This window comes from Myxacorys chilensis (genome assembly GCF_059505265.1).
Genome location: NZ_JCACKG010000176.1, coordinates 39757 through 52911, shown reverse-complemented (window position 1 = coordinate 52911; position 13155 = coordinate 39757). Strand labels below are relative to the sequence as shown.

The 13155-nt window shown below is 47.3% G+C and carries 15 protein-coding genes and 1 tRNA gene; 12 read left to right on the top strand and 4 right to left on the bottom strand.

Annotation, left to right across the window (positions count from 1 at the left end; all coding sequences use genetic code 11):
- Positions 1 to 14: 14 nt before the first annotated feature.
- On the bottom strand, positions 15 to 1043 hold the full coding sequence (locus AC5JLB_RS14295) for an adenosine deaminase (protein WP_495874496.1): 1029 nt from the start codon (positions 1041 to 1043) through the stop codon (positions 15 to 17).
- A 311-nt stretch (positions 1044 to 1354) separates the two neighbouring features.
- On the opposite strand from AC5JLB_RS14295, the gene AC5JLB_RS14290 reads away from it, so the two are divergent.
- The 5 genes from AC5JLB_RS14290 (at position 1355) to tilS (ending at position 4585) form a co-directional block, all read left to right on the top strand.
- Complete coding sequence (locus AC5JLB_RS14290) at positions 1355 to 1606, top strand: hypothetical protein (protein WP_495874495.1); 252 nt, start codon at positions 1355 to 1357, stop codon at positions 1604 to 1606.
- Positions 1572 to 1940 carry a type II toxin-antitoxin system PemK/MazF family toxin gene (locus tag AC5JLB_RS14285; RefSeq protein WP_495874494.1) on the top strand — a complete coding sequence of 123 codons (369 nt, stop codon included), beginning with the start codon at positions 1572 to 1574 and terminating at the stop codon, positions 1938 to 1940. Before AC5JLB_RS14290 ends, AC5JLB_RS14285 begins: the two co-directional genes overlap by 35 nt.
- 116 nt (positions 1941 to 2056) lie before the next feature.
- Positions 2057 to 3031 (top strand): c-type cytochrome biogenesis protein CcsB, encoded by a 975-nt coding sequence (gene ccsB / locus AC5JLB_RS14280; RefSeq protein ID WP_495874493.1) that lies wholly within the window; start codon positions 2057 to 2059, stop codon positions 3029 to 3031.
- A gap of 195 nt (positions 3032 to 3226) precedes the next feature.
- Complete coding sequence (locus AC5JLB_RS14275) at positions 3227 to 3592, top strand: KGK domain-containing protein (protein ID WP_495874492.1); 366 nt, start codon at positions 3227 to 3229, stop codon at positions 3590 to 3592.
- Between the two features lie 3 nt (positions 3593 to 3595).
- Positions 3596 to 4585: a tRNA lysidine(34) synthetase TilS gene (tilS, locus tag AC5JLB_RS14270; RefSeq protein ID WP_495874491.1), complete on the top strand. Its 990-nt coding sequence runs from the start codon at positions 3596 to 3598 to the stop codon at positions 4583 to 4585.
- 221 nt (positions 4586 to 4806) lie between these two features.
- Here tilS and AC5JLB_RS14265 read toward each other — a convergent pair whose 3' ends face one another.
- The 3 genes from AC5JLB_RS14265 to nagA form a co-directional block, all read right to left on the bottom strand.
- Positions 4807 to 5184 (bottom strand): VOC family protein, encoded by a 378-nt coding sequence (locus AC5JLB_RS14265; RefSeq protein ID WP_495874490.1) that lies wholly within the window; start codon positions 5182 to 5184, stop codon positions 4807 to 4809.
- A gap of 134 nt (positions 5185 to 5318) precedes the next feature.
- Entirely contained in the window at positions 5319 to 6002 is a 684-nt protein-coding gene (gene bchM, locus AC5JLB_RS14260; RefSeq protein WP_495874489.1) for a magnesium protoporphyrin IX methyltransferase, read from the bottom strand.
- Between the two features lie 514 nt (positions 6003 to 6516).
- Positions 6517 to 7752 carry an N-acetylglucosamine-6-phosphate deacetylase gene (gene nagA, locus AC5JLB_RS14255; protein ID WP_495874488.1) on the bottom strand — a complete coding sequence of 412 codons (1236 nt, stop codon included), beginning with the start codon at positions 7750 to 7752 and terminating at the stop codon, positions 6517 to 6519.
- 39 nt (positions 7753 to 7791) lie between these two features.
- Here nagA and purE point away from each other — a divergent pair, with 39 nt between their 5' ends.
- From purE to AC5JLB_RS14220, 7 genes are all read left to right on the top strand, one after another.
- Positions 7792 to 8310 (top strand): 5-(carboxyamino)imidazole ribonucleotide mutase, encoded by a 519-nt coding sequence (gene purE / locus AC5JLB_RS14250; RefSeq protein ID WP_495874487.1) that lies wholly within the window; start codon positions 7792 to 7794, stop codon positions 8308 to 8310.
- Between the two features lie 384 nt (positions 8311 to 8694).
- Entirely contained in the window at positions 8695 to 9135 is a 441-nt protein-coding gene (locus AC5JLB_RS14245; RefSeq protein ID WP_495874486.1) for a hypothetical protein, read from the top strand.
- Positions 9136 to 9266: 131 nt separating this feature from the next.
- Complete coding sequence (gene menA / locus AC5JLB_RS14240; RefSeq protein WP_495874485.1) at positions 9267 to 10172, top strand: 2-carboxy-1,4-naphthoquinone phytyltransferase; 906 nt, start codon at positions 9267 to 9269, stop codon at positions 10170 to 10172.
- Positions 10172 to 11116, top strand: coding sequence for an o-succinylbenzoate synthase (locus AC5JLB_RS14235; protein WP_495874484.1), 945 nt, complete (start codon positions 10172 to 10174; stop codon positions 11114 to 11116). The genes menA and AC5JLB_RS14235 overlap by 1 nt, the downstream gene beginning before the upstream one ends.
- The gene (locus AC5JLB_RS14230) at positions 11101 to 12441 is read left to right on the top strand and encodes a 2-succinylbenzoate--CoA ligase (protein WP_495874483.1); all 1341 of its coding nucleotides are present in this window, start codon (positions 11101 to 11103) and stop codon (positions 12439 to 12441) included. Before AC5JLB_RS14235 ends, AC5JLB_RS14230 begins: the two co-directional genes overlap by 16 nt.
- Positions 12442 to 12628: 187 nt before the next feature.
- Positions 12629 to 12961 carry a hypothetical protein gene (locus AC5JLB_RS14225; RefSeq protein WP_495874482.1) on the top strand — a complete coding sequence of 111 codons (333 nt, stop codon included), beginning with the start codon at positions 12629 to 12631 and terminating at the stop codon, positions 12959 to 12961.
- A gap of 97 nt (positions 12962 to 13058) precedes the next feature.
- Positions 13059 to 13140: transfer RNA gene (locus AC5JLB_RS14220), tRNA-Leu, on the top strand.
- Positions 13141 to 13155 lie beyond the last annotated feature (15 nt).

Here is a 13155-nt window from a genome sequence, read left to right as displayed (position 1 = left end):
AGTCTTTTGAAGGGCTAACTTGCTGTTGCATCCGTCATTAAGATTCGATTGAGCAAAGAGGCGGGGCGCTGAGCATATCTCCACGCAAATGCATGACGGAAAGCAGCATCTTGACAGGCTTGCAGTTCCTTAAAGCCGATAATGTCTTGTGTCAGCAACGTTTCATACTCAAACGGCAGCCGCACATCGTTAAGACCAGCGTTATCAGTGCAAATGGCGATATCTACGCCTGCCTCAAAACATGAGTCGAACACCTGCTTCAGTTGCCGTAAGTCTTGCAATGTTCCTGTTTTTAGGTAGGTGGTTGGGCATACTTCGAGGCACTGCTGATGCTCAGCAACTTCCTTGAGCAAGTGAGGATGCTGCAACGGAATTTGAATTCCGTGTCCGATTCGCATCAAGTATGGCAGAAGCTTTGGATAATGCCCGTCGGTTGTTTCGTACAAATGACAAGTTGTATTGAGGTCTAGCGATCGCGCATAGGCATACAATTCAACAAACTCATCCAACCGCTCTGCGTAATGGGCATCGCCCCCGGCCAAATCAATTCCACAAACATATTCTCGCGATTGCGCTGCTAAATCGACTAGGGCGCGATTCACCTCATAGGGCAGGCGCGAATGCATACACAGAATTTGGCTACTGACGATTGGATATTCTTTTAATTGACTTGCTTTACCCACAATTTCGATAATCTGAGCCATTTGGTCAATGCGCTCTGACTGGGTGAGTGTAGGATTTGTTCTCAAGAACGGCGTATAGCGCAACTCTAAATAAGCCAAGTTCTCGAAAATGTAGGCTCCGCGCATTAAGCGGTAAATGAAATACGGCAGCGCATCCGCCGTCTGCACGCCTTCGACTAAAGTATGCAGTTCTAAGTATTCGTCTAACGTATTTCGAGGACGAGTATAAAAATCCTCGAATTCGGGATATTCACTGAAGCGATCAATGAGGTCTGATTCGTTGCGTTGTAGGTAGCGCCACAATACTCGCGGCACAACTGACCCACCGAGATGACGATGTAATTCTGCGTATAAAGCCACAAGCACCTCTTCCGATTCTGATAATTCTTTCTATTGTGGCGTCTATACCTAGAATTGTCCGGCAGTGATAGATACCAACTTAAAGAAAAATCAAAAATCAAAGTGGGTCGCAGAGTTGTAGATGCACAGAAGCTCCCCAAATATTAAATTAGACAGTAGACTTACAGAACGATGATGAAACCAACTGCACTAAAGCGACTGACTAAAGTTACTTGTGAGAGCCAAAGGCTGTTTGCGGTGGCTTCACTCAAATTCATAATGAATTCAGTTCTGAAAACTTTAATTCTGACAACTTTAAAGAGAGGCGAAAGATGCTGACCCGTGTTGAAGGAGTTTACCGGAACGGTCGCGTAGAACTCGTAGAGAACCCTAGCGATGTGCTTGAAGGAACACGAGTTGTGGTGACTTTTCTGAAGTCCGATGACATTGATTTAGCCTCTCAAGGAATTGACAGAGAACAGGCTGAGCTTCTACGAGCGAGTCTAGCCAACTTCTCGGATGACTGGAACAGTCCTGAGATGAGTATTTATGACGACTATGACACCGTCAAAGTCAATCATTAAGCGAGGCGATATCGCGCTGGTGCTTTTTCCCAATTCCAATCTAAGTTCTGCAAAAACGCGACCCGCTCTAGTCGCACAAGCCAACAATTTGCAAACCGGCTTATCCCAAGTAATCGTTGCAATGATCACGAGCCAAATGGATCGAGCAGGTCATCCCAGTCGTGTCACGATCTTGCTGAGTTCTCCAGAGGGTCAAGAGTCGGGCTTGCTGACAGATTCAGTTGTGATGACCGATAACTTAGCAACAATCTCGCTCTTGGCAATCTACCGTGTGATTGGCTCACTGCCAACAGTCGAGCTTGACAAAGCACTAAAACATACGCTTGGACTGTAGTGTTTTAATCTATAAATGCCAGTTTTGCTGTTTGTCGTTTCCATTGCCTTTCCCTGCTCCTTTACAATGATCAATAGATGCTAAAGTCTGCTGATTGCAGGGGGAAAAAACACGACATGGATTTGGTCGCACTTCAAGGCATATTAGACAACGTTTCATTTGCGGTTCTGTTCGTGACGATGCTGGTTTATTGGGTTGGAGCGGCTTTTCCGCAATCCTACCTCGCTAGCTTAGGAACTGCAGGAATGGCGATCGCAAACCTTTCCACTGCCGTTCTGCTGGGCGCACGCTGGCTAGAAGCGGGTTATTTCCCCCTCAGCAACTTGTACGAATCGCTATTTTTTCTCGTGTGGGGTATCACAACGATGCACCTAGTCGCCGAGCAGATGAGCGGCAGTCGGCTAGTTGGGGTAGTGACGGCTCCGGTGGCGATGGCAATTACAGCGTTTGCGGCTCTGACGTTGCCAGACACGATGCAAGCGTCGGCTCCACTGGTACCAGCGCTGAAGTCTAACTGGCTGATGATGCATGTCAGCGTCATGATGTTGAGCTATGCCACATTGATGGTCGGGGCACTACTAGCGATCGCATTTCTCGTGGTCACGCGGGGTCAGAATGTCGAGTTGCGCGGAAGTTCGGTCGGGACGGGCAGTTATCGCGAGCGCTCCTATCAGTTGCGCCGAGCAGAACCAATAGAGACTCCGATTCAAGGAGGCGGAACTGCCGTTTTAAATTCAGTCTCGACTGAAGCAACCCTTTCCCCGCAGCGACTTAGCCTCGCAGATACGTTGGACAATATCAGCTACCGCGTCATTGGGCTTGGATTTCCCCTCCTGACGATCGGCATTATCGCTGGGGCTGTCTGGGCGAATGAAGCTTGGGGTTCTTACTGGAGTTGGGATCCGAAAGAAACATGGGCAATGATCACTTGGCTTGTGTTTGCGGCCTATCTTCATGCCCGCATTACTAAAGGTTGGCAAGGTCGGCGTCCGGCACTTCTTGCAGCAGCAGGGTTTGTCGTCGTATGGATCTGCTACTTGGGTGTCAATCTGCTAGGTAAAGGGCTTCATAGCTACGGTTGGTTTCTATAATTTAGGACTTGCACAAAGTCCCATTGGCAGCGGCTGGCGGATATCTTCGGAAGAGGCTTCGCCTGCGGATGTAACAGAATCACAATTCAATTGAAATCAGAATCATGCATGGGTTACATCTCTATCAAATCCGTTGCCGATGCGTAAGTCCTATAATTCACACATTCAGAACGAGATTGAGAGCGAACTATCACTATGGATAACGGATTTGTACCTTTGAGCGATGATGAAGTGTTGTTTACCGATCGCGGTCGGGTCTTGATGTCGAATCCGACGTTCAAGGTCAGCGAATTTCTCGACCAACTGGCTCAAGCAGTCAGCGATCGTCAAGGCGACTGGACAGAAGAGAATGAAGCGTGGTTTGGCGATGGACTCCCGTGTGAAGCGCTGCGCTTTACGTCTGGTGGTTGGCAGCGTGGTAGAGTCCGCATTCGGCTAGAATTCATGCCTCTCAAGCCGCCCGGAACCCTGCCAGAGCGTTCGTCTGCTCGTTCAGAACCGCTTGATAAGCTGCGTCCGCGCCCAATTGACGATATTTACTCTGACGATAGCGATTATTAATCGATGAGCCGCCTCCTCTGGACACCGCTTCATGCTCGCCTGCATCAAACGATTCGTCAGCGCATGTTGCTGAAACCAGATCAAGCAGTTCTGATGGCGGTTTCTGGAGGTCAGGATTCAATTTGTCTGGCTCGATTGCTGCTCGATTTGCAGCCGAAGTGGAAGTGGAGGCTAGCGATCGCGCATTGCGATCATCGCTGGCGTTCGGATGCTCAAGCCAATGCAGATCATGTGGCCCACGTTGCTAAGACCTGGAATCTACCGTTTTATTTAGAAATAGCCCAACAGGTTCCGGCAAGTGAGGCAGAAGCGCGAGTGTGGCGTTATGACGTGTTGAGCGCGATCGCGAATCGAGAAGGGTATAGCGCGATCGTCACTGGGCACACCACCAGCGATCGGGCGGAGACGTTGCTATTCAATTTGATGCGAGGCAGCGGAGCCGACGGGCTGCGATCGTTAGGCTGGATGCGATCGCTCAGCTCAACTCTAACTTTGGTTCGTCCTTTGCTAGAGACAACTCGGACTGAAACAGGCGAGTTTTGCCAACACGCTAATCTTCCAATTTGGGAAGATTCAACTAATCAAGACCTCCGCTATGCACGAAACCGAATTCGTCACGAGCTATTGCCCTATCTCAAAACTCACTTCAATCCTCAAACAGAGCGGCATCTTGCACAAACGGTGGAACTTTTGAGTGCAGAGGTGGACTATCTCGAAGCAGAAGCCTCTGCCTTGCGCGAAAAAGCGACTGACTTGGATGATTCCCGTTTGAACCGCCGGATTTTGAAGCAATCACCCCTCGCGCTTCAACGTCGAGCGGTGCGGCAGTTTTTACAACAAACTCTCCAGTTCAACCCAAATTTTGAGCAGGTTGAAAAATTTATAGCGTTGGTTTCTGCACCCAATCGGACGCGGACTGATCCGTTTTTGAAGGACGCGATCGCAGAAGTTGAAGGTGATTGGATCTGGCTCAGAAAATTAGCCAAAAATTAGCTTGTTTTCAGGCAGTGATTATGTTTCAGCTAAGCTAATGTTTAGACAAAGCAAATTCGTCACTGATTATCGCTATGGATACTATGTTTCCTCTTGCGATCGCCAACTAATTTATCTAATTGATTCTCAGGTGGAATGCGCAAATCATGAACTGATGTGGCAGCGTTAAGCAGAAACTTGCGCAAACAATCTTCTGATGCTTACCTTACCTATTCTCTAATTTATTCATTTCCTTTTTCTGCTCTAGACCTTGAGCCAATGAAACCAATCAAGTTCCCATACGGATCTTTAACTTGACACATATAACTCCCATCTTGCCGATCCAAAGGTCCTCGATAGAGCTTCGCGCCCAACTGTGTTACTCGCTCAAGTACTGCATCGAAATCGTCAACCTGCCAATAGGCTACATGTCCTGCCGTGCCTGATGGCACTTTGCTGTCTGCTTGATGAAACCAGACTTCTTGGTTGCCGACGCGAATAAAGAAGTGTTCTGGATTTTCTAAGAATGTAATCTCAATGCCGAATAAATTTGAATACCACTCTGCCGCAGCACGACGATCAGAAACAAAATACATGATCTCAGAAACATGCTTAAACATGCCAACCCCTCAGAGATGGTATTTCAACTATTGCCTTGTCAACACCTCAAATAGAAGCGGAGAAGTATTGATTTAGCCGAACTGTGCGATCGCACATCCATTTCTTGAGAACGCAACCTGCGATCGCAACCCCGTTACTCTTTAACCGCTTCTAGCATCCGCGAGAAATAGAATCGCGTACTAGTCATTGCCTTGCGTCCAATTGTGAATCCGCACTCTTCTAGCACGCGAATCACATCAGCTTCGCGGTGCTGATAAGCGCGAGTTGTCTTGCTTGGGCCTGGAAAAAACTCACCAATTTTCTTTAGAATCGTCAGCAAAAACGTCTTTGGCGCAAAACTGAGAACCAGCCGATGCTCTGCCAAACTCGCCAAATGCTTGATCATATCCATTGCCTGTTCTGCCGGATAGTGAATGAGCACATCTAGACAGACAACCGTGTGATACGTTCCGGTCAACTCTTCTAGATCGCTGACAGAGAACGTTGGATTATCCCTCAACCCGATCGCCGTTGCTCTATCCTTTCCTTCACCGACCATCTTCTCGGAAATATCACTCGAAAAGACCTTGGCTCCTTCCTGAGCCAACGGAATGCTGAGGCTACCGACCCCGCATCCCGCATCGCAAATCGTCAATTGGGAAAGATTGCCATCAGCTCTAAGCCAGCCTAACAACGTGTCTACCGTTTGCTGATGCCCAGTGCGGATGTCAAGCTGAACTTTATTAACGTCGCCATCTCCATAAATTCGCCGCCAGCGATCGAAGCCCGTCGCGTTGAAATAGTCGCGCACCTCAGTCTTATCATCCGTCCCGTTCATAGACTCGTTTATGCTTATTTTCACCAAGCTTTATGGTAGTACTTATGGGGCACGAATAAAAAACGCCCCATACGCGAATTACGGAGCGGTTTCTCAATTTCATATTTAAAGTATGAAAGCTGTTTCCTGGATATGGGGTAAATCGCCTGCAAACGTGAGGTTCTGATAAACTTTTTGTGTAGCTTAAGCTACGGCAGCATCTTCTCAGTTATCCTACGGACAGGCAAAACCTAAACAACCTCGCGCAGATGCCTACAATACCACGGTAGTCTGCGGGTGGCTGCGAAGGAACTTTTGCTTTGACAAGTCAATCTGAGTATCTTGGGGGCACCTGAACCGTGCCCCGTTTTTTATAAGGATTCTTCAGCTCAATGCTCTAAAGACTGTTTGAGTCAGGTCTGGTTAGACATTATCCCTTGCACCCTGAAGACAGAATGATAGCATGGCAAAATAACAATAGTCTTGCGTGTGTAGGGCTAACAATAATCTGAATTCTACGTCTCTGACCTAAATACTACGGGTTCGTATCAGACAGAATTTTATCTGGCACATAAGATTTAATTTCTTGAAAGCATTGCGAAGCTACAAGTTCAGGTGTGATGCGCTGCCAGCTTAGGCTATCGGTTTTGTCATCCAGAACCCAACGAATAAGATGAGCAGGCTGGTGAAGGTAAGTTGAGAGACCAATGGCACGTCTTGGAGCCGTTGTCGCTAATGCGATCGCGGTTTCGACATCGCAAATCTTCCATTGAACTAAGTTCTGCACTCCCTTTAGAAGAGATAACGTTGTTCCTGCAAGTGTGCCATCTAGCAAGCGTGCCGTTCCTTCAATCACTTCTATTTCTCGCGAATCCCAGGGGTATCGACCATCGGGTAAACCGAGGGGTGCGAGGGCATCGCTGACCAGAAATGCGCCTTCATCGTAGCGGCTGGCTTTCAAGAACACATCCAGCATGATTTGAGAAACATGTTGTCCATCGGCAATGAAACCGCATTGAACCGTTGGAGCCGCGATCGCGGCTCCCAGTAATCCGGGTTCTCGGTGATGCAAACTGGGCATCGCGTTAAAGGCATGAGTCACCATGAATGCGCCTCTAGCAAAGGCTTGCTGCGCTTGCTCGGCGCTTGCTTGAGAATGACCCAAACTAACGATAATGCCAAGCGAACGAAGGTAAGCGATCGCGTCTCCCGTCGGATCAAGTTCGGGGGCAAGCGTTACAACTTTGACAATAGAGGCATAATCGCCCAGAACTCGCTGAATTTGCTCGACGGTCAACGGCAGTAAATACTCCTCAGGATGCGCCCCACGTTTTTGCGGGTTTAGGAAAGGTCCTTCAAGATGGACGCCAAGAATTTGGGAAGAAGAGGCGTGTCCGAAGTAAGATTCACCCCGTTGAAGCGTTGCAGAGCTAATCGCGGCGAGAGAGCGCTGAATATTGGCAACGGAGGTAGTTACAAGGGTTGGCAGGAATCCGTCAACACCTTGATCCCAAAGAAATTGACCGATTGCTGCTAATTGATCAACATTGCTGGAATTGAGATCGGGAAAGGCTAAACCCAACGCTCCGTTGATTTGTAAATCAACTCCGCCGAGAGAAATCCAATCGCCTGCAACATCCAGAACGGGCACGGGGGCAATTCGTCCGGTTTCTTCAGAAATGGCGCTAATTGCGCCATCTTGAATCCAAATTTGCTGTACGCCTTGGAAATGCGGCACACGAGCATTGATAATCAAAAAGCTATCGGTCATCCGCTTTTAGCGATTAGAACAACATATGTCTTCAATTCTATGACTCAACCTTTAATTGGCATCATTATGGGCAGTGATTCAGATTTGCCGACCATGCAAGCTGCGATCGCGGTCTGCGAGGAGTTTAACATTCCTCATGAAGTTGAAATTGTCTCGGCTCACCGCACGCCAGAACGAATGGTGGACTATGCTAAGCAAGCCCATCATCGAGGCCTCAAAGTGATCATTGCAGGGGCAGGCGGAGCCGCACATTTACCGGGAATGGTAGCATCACTGACGCCGCTTCCGGTGATTGGAGTTCCGGTGCAGACTCGTCAGCTTTCAGGGATTGATTCGCTCTATTCTATTGTGCAAATGCCTGCCGGAATTCCGGTGGCAACGGTTGCGATCGGGAATGCAAAAAATGCTGGACTGTTAGCGGTTCAAATCTTGGGAAGCCACGATCCTCAGTTGTTAGCAAAAGTCCAGCAGTACCGTCAAAGTCTTGCAAATATAGTACGAGACAAGCAGGCAAAGTTAAAGGAGATTGGTTACAATCAGTACCTTAAAAATATGTAAATTAAATTCAATTTCTCTGCAATAGAGTCCGGCTAGATAGCTAGACTTTAGACGGTTAAAATCTACTTAAGGTGACGCCTTGTGTCTGCTCAAAAGAACCGATTTGGGCTGTCGCGAACTATTTCTGCTGAGATAAAGCGGTCAGTTCGACAAGCTTGCGGATTTGGATGCGTTATTTGCGGTTCTAGTATTATTGATTACGAACATGTAGACCCTGAATTTTCAGAAGCAACTGAACATTGCGCTAAATGTATTGCGCTCCTTTGCCCTACCTGTCATGGATATGTAACGAGAGGCGTCTGGTCAAAACAGAAGGTTAAGGAAGCGCTTGCCTCACCAAAATGTAGACAGACAGGTTTTTCCTTTGGAAGCTGGGACTTTGGAATGAATCATCCATCAATCCAGTTTGGTGGTCTTACTTTGCGCTCCTGCATAGTTCCGGTTTTGGTGCAGCAGACACCACTGTTTGCTATTCAGCGTCCTGAAGTTGAAGGTGGACCATTTCGTTTATCTGCCAACTTCTGTAACAGCAATGGTAATTTGATTCTTCAGATTCAAGACAACGAATGGCAAGCAAGTTCAGATTCTTGGGACGTTGAATTCAGTGGAGGAGCAATCACGATTCGTGAGCGTCGGGGTCAACAATGTCTCCGTCTAAAAGCAGATCCACCCTATGGCTTGGTTGTAGAACGGCTTGACATGCTACTGCTTGGCAAACGATTCATTGGCTCTCCCACACAGCTTGAAGTAATTGCTCCTAACAGAAAAATGACCTTCACAGGTACTATTGCAGATGAATGTGTAGTCGGATTAGCTTTGATGTAGAGTTGCAACATCTAGAGCTACCTAGCCCAATACTGTAACGTTTCTATAACCGATCAGAAGATTTCTCAAACCTGAGTGGGAGACTGGAAAGGATATTTGACTAGCGTTTGAGGATAATAGGAGTAGTGCGAATGACCACGAGGACGATCGAGCGTGTAAATCGAAAACTCTGGTATGCCGCGATTAAGCCACCCATGTACAGCGTTGCTGTCATGCCCATTTGGGTTGGTTCTGCTGTTGCATTTGCTGAAACAAAAGCATTCAATTTTCCAATCTTCTTCACGTTTCTGCTCTCAGCGATCTTAATTTTGGCTTGGGAAAACTTTAGCAATGACGTTTTTGACTCTGAAACGGGAGTTGATGTCAATAAAGCCAATTCGCTTGTGAATATGACGGGGAATAAATCGCTGATCTTTTGGGTTAGCAATTTTTGTTTAGCGTTGGGATTAGCAGGCATTAGCGCGATCGCACTTCAACAAAAGGATTTCACCGTAATTGGCTTAATTCTGCTCTGTTGTGGAATTGGTTATGTCTATCAAGGGCCTCCTTTCCGCCTCAGTTACAAGGGGCTTGGCGAACCCTTGTGTTTTGTGGCATTTGGTCCATTAGCCTTTTCTGCTGCCTATTACAGCCAAACAAAAGCTTGGTCGAATACAAATCTTGTTGCCTCGATCGTGGTGGGTATTGCGACTAGTTTGATTCTATTTTGTTCGCATTTCAACCAAGTTAAAGATGATGCGGCGACCAACAAAAAATCTCCTGTTGTCAGGCTGGGAAGTAAACGAGCAGCGGCGTTGCTCCCGTGGATTTGCAGCAGCATTTATGCGCTTACGGTTTTGTTTGTGATTCTAAAAGTCTTTCCGTTTTGGGCGTTGTTGTCGATGTTGAGTTTGCCTGTTGCAAAGCGGCTTTGTCACGTGATTGGAACGCAGTATGATCAACCCCATAAGCTTACTTTTTGTCGGTTAATTGCTGTTGAACTGCATTTTTGGAGTGGATTGCTATTGGGATTAGGCTTCTTTTTACCGTGGGTGTAATGCGGTTTGAATTTCGGCCCTATTGCCGCGCGTTCCATCCCCCTCTGCTGACTAGTCATGGAGTTTGGCACGTCCGCAAGGGCATCATTTTGCGGCTGAGCGACGATCAAATCGTTAGATTTGGAGAGATTGCACCGTTGGAGTGGTTTGGTTCAGAGACGTTTGAAACCGCGATCGCATTCTGCCAATCCTTGCCTACAGCGATCGATGATGCGCTCATTCGTGCGATTCCCAATGATTTGCCTGCGTGTCAGTTTGGGTTTGAGAGTGCCCAACCTCGATCGATTCAAAGCATGGAGCAGAGTCTGAGCGCGTTGCTACCGACAGGAGAACAGGCTTGTTCCGCTTGGCAAGACCTTTGGCAGCAGGGCTATCGCACCTTCAAATGGAAGATTGGAGTAAACGCGATCGCAGATGAACTGCAAACGCTAGAACGATTAGTAGAATTAATTCCTGACACTGCTAAGTTGAGACTCGATGCCAATGCAGGACTCAACCTAATCGAAACGCAGCAGTGGTTAGACCGATGCGATTTGTTGAACAAAGCTCTGACAGATCACCACATCATCGAGTTTATAGAACAGCCGCTTCCGATTCATCAGTTTGAAACAATGTTAGCGCTGAGTTCCCAACATATAACTGCGATCGCGCTAGATGAATCAGTAGCAACGTTTGAGCAATTGCAAACTTGTTATGAAAATGGGTGGCGAGGAATTTTTGTGATTAAAGCCGCGATCGCAGGATTTCCGTCGCGGCTACGTCAGTTTTGTCAACATCATAAGATTGATGCTGTGTTTTCTTCGGTGTTTGAAACCGCGATCGCACGTTATGTGGGCTTAAAACTTGCATCAGAATTATCCCATCGGGCCGCTGGCTATGGCATAACGCACTGGTTTAACGAGTTGATGATGGAAGACTTTGAGGAATTATGGCAACGCCTCTAACGCTGCTTGAACACTGGGCTAAACAGTCGTGGCTGATTGGTTACGATGCTGAAGCATTACTACAATTAGCCCAGCAACGGTATCAGGAACTGCGTCGCTATTCAACTCCAACAATTTTTCTGGCTGAATCCGATCCGCTCCACTTTCTAGCAGGATTTGTGGCAGCTTGCTCCGTTCCCTGTCGTGTGTTTCTCTGCAATCCAAATTGGGGCAGCTCTGAATGGCAGCAGGTATTCCAGTTGGCGAACCCTACTGTAATTTGGGGCAAGGTGACAACAGATTATGCAACAAACGCCTTCAACGCTTCGCAAGGAGCGGATGGAGCGGATGAACATTCGACGCTAATTATGATTGCAACGGGTGGAACATCGGGAAATATTCGGTTTGCGATGCATACTTGGGAAACCTTGAGCGCTTCGGTGCAAGGATTTCAAAATTATTTCGGCTGTGATGCTGTTCATTCATTTTGTCTATTGCCGCTCTATCATGTGAGCGGATTGATGCAAGTGATGCGATCGCTGCTCTCGAACGGCAAGCTGATCATTTTGCCTTGGAAAGCGGTTGAAGCAAGACAGCGGCTTGAGGCTGAAGGCTTTTTTCTCTCGCTTGTGCCGACACAACTTCAGCGCCTTTTACCTTCTTCGGCATCTTGGTTGTGCCAATTTCGAGCGATTTTATTGGGCGGTGCGCCTGCTTGGGATGCCCTGTTAGAAGAGGCGCGATCGCTTCGTCTTCCCCTTGCCCCGACCTATGGCATGACCGAAACGGCGTCTCAAATTGCAACGCTCAAGCCAACAGATTTCTTAAATGATCAAAGTGGCTGTGGGCGCGTGCTTCCTCATGCTCAAATCGAAATTCTGAACCATAAAATTTCCATTCAGTCTCAGTCCTTAATGTTGGGCTATTATCCAAATTTTGATCAACGCTCAGATTACCAGCCAGATGACTTAGGCTACATCGATAAGCAAGGATTTTTACACATCTTTGGACGAGAGAGCAACAAAATTATTACGGGTGGTGAGAACGTATTTCCATCAGAAGTAGAATCTGCGATTCGATCAACAGAGTTAGTAAAAGATATAGCGGTTTTGGGAATTCGCGATCACACCTGGGGACAAGCGATCGTAGCTGTCTATGTTCCTCAGTTTAAGGTTTCTTCTAGTCAAGTTCAGCAGAGACTAGATGGAAAATTGAGTCGTTATAAATATCCAAAGCACTGGATTGCAGTTAAACAACTTCCTAGAAATGCTCAAGGCAAAATGAATCAAGGGCAATTACAGCAAGTGGTAATGAATGCTCTAAATCATTCCCAAATTCTCTTGTGATAAATGTCGTCTCCGATTTTCACCGCCCTCACGTCGTTTCTACTGTAGTTTGACAGTTTGACAAAGAACTGTAGTTCGACAAAGAACTGTAGCTTGACAAAGAACTTTCAGAAATCGAGTACAGTCTACGAATCGCGTACTACACTTGTATTATATCCTGTCCACACTTACCTTAGGAGACGAAGCAATGCCTACCTTAACTCGCACCAGCACCACCGAAATGGAAGTCACCAGCATCCGCTTGGAAAAAGACTTAAAAGAACAACTCAAGACGCTCTCTGGCAGTCAAGGATATCAAGCGTTGATTCGAGATATTTTGTGGAAGTACGTGCATCAGCGATCAGGCGACTTTACGCCGCAACTGTCTGCCAATGATATTCGAGCCACGATTGAAGCGATCGCTCAGCAAGACGAGCGCTGCGCTATTACAGGAACGCCGATTCAATCCGGCGAAGAAATGCTACTGGGATTCACGATCGAAGGCAATTTGATTCCACTCAGTTTGGGCAGCTTGGGTTAGAAGGAGTTGGAATATGGGAATTGGGGCGAACAGAGTTTGCTTTTTTGCCTCAGTTTTGTTCCCAATTTCCCCTACCCTGATATGATGGATGTCATGCGCGGATGTGGCGGAATTGGTAGACGCGCCAGATTTAGGTTCTGGTTTCGCAAGAAGTGAAGGTTCAAGTCCTTTCATCCGCATACTGAATCAGGGAT

Bases quoted from the DNA above. Each gene is read 5' to 3' on its own strand.
- AC5JLB_RS14290 (WP_495874495.1), top strand. From the start codon at position 1,355: ATGCTGACCCGTGTTGAAGGAGTTTACCGGAACGGTCGCGTAGAACTC.
- AC5JLB_RS14285 (WP_495874494.1), top strand. From the start codon at position 1,572: ATGACGACTATGACACCGTCAAAGTCAATCATTAAGCGAGGCGATATC.
- ccsB (WP_495874493.1), top strand. From the start codon at position 2,057: ATGGATTTGGTCGCACTTCAAGGCATATTAGACAACGTTTCATTTGCG.
- AC5JLB_RS14275 (WP_495874492.1), top strand. From the start codon at position 3,227: ATGGATAACGGATTTGTACCTTTGAGCGATGATGAAGTGTTGTTTACC.
- tilS (WP_495874491.1), top strand. From the start codon at position 3,596: ATGAGCCGCCTCCTCTGGACACCGCTTCATGCTCGCCTGCATCAAACG.
- AC5JLB_RS14265 (WP_495874490.1), bottom strand. From the start codon at position 5,184: ATGTTTAAGCATGTTTCTGAGATCATGTATTTTGTTTCTGATCGTCGT.
- bchM (WP_495874489.1), bottom strand. From the start codon at position 6,002: ATGAACGGGACGGATGATAAGACTGAGGTGCGCGACTATTTCAACGCG.
- nagA (WP_495874488.1), bottom strand. From the start codon at position 7,752: ATGACCGATAGCTTTTTGATTATCAATGCTCGTGTGCCGCATTTCCAA.
- purE (WP_495874487.1), top strand. From the start codon at position 7,792: ATGACTCAACCTTTAATTGGCATCATTATGGGCAGTGATTCAGATTTG.
- AC5JLB_RS14245 (WP_495874486.1), top strand. From the start codon at position 8,695: ATGAATCATCCATCAATCCAGTTTGGTGGTCTTACTTTGCGCTCCTGC.
- menA (WP_495874485.1), top strand. From the start codon at position 9,267: ATGACCACGAGGACGATCGAGCGTGTAAATCGAAAACTCTGGTATGCC.
- AC5JLB_RS14235 (WP_495874484.1), top strand. From the start codon at position 10,172: ATGCGGTTTGAATTTCGGCCCTATTGCCGCGCGTTCCATCCCCCTCTG.
- AC5JLB_RS14230 (WP_495874483.1), top strand. From the start codon at position 11,101: ATGGCAACGCCTCTAACGCTGCTTGAACACTGGGCTAAACAGTCGTGG.
- AC5JLB_RS14225 (WP_495874482.1), top strand. From the start codon at position 12,629: ATGCCTACCTTAACTCGCACCAGCACCACCGAAATGGAAGTCACCAGC.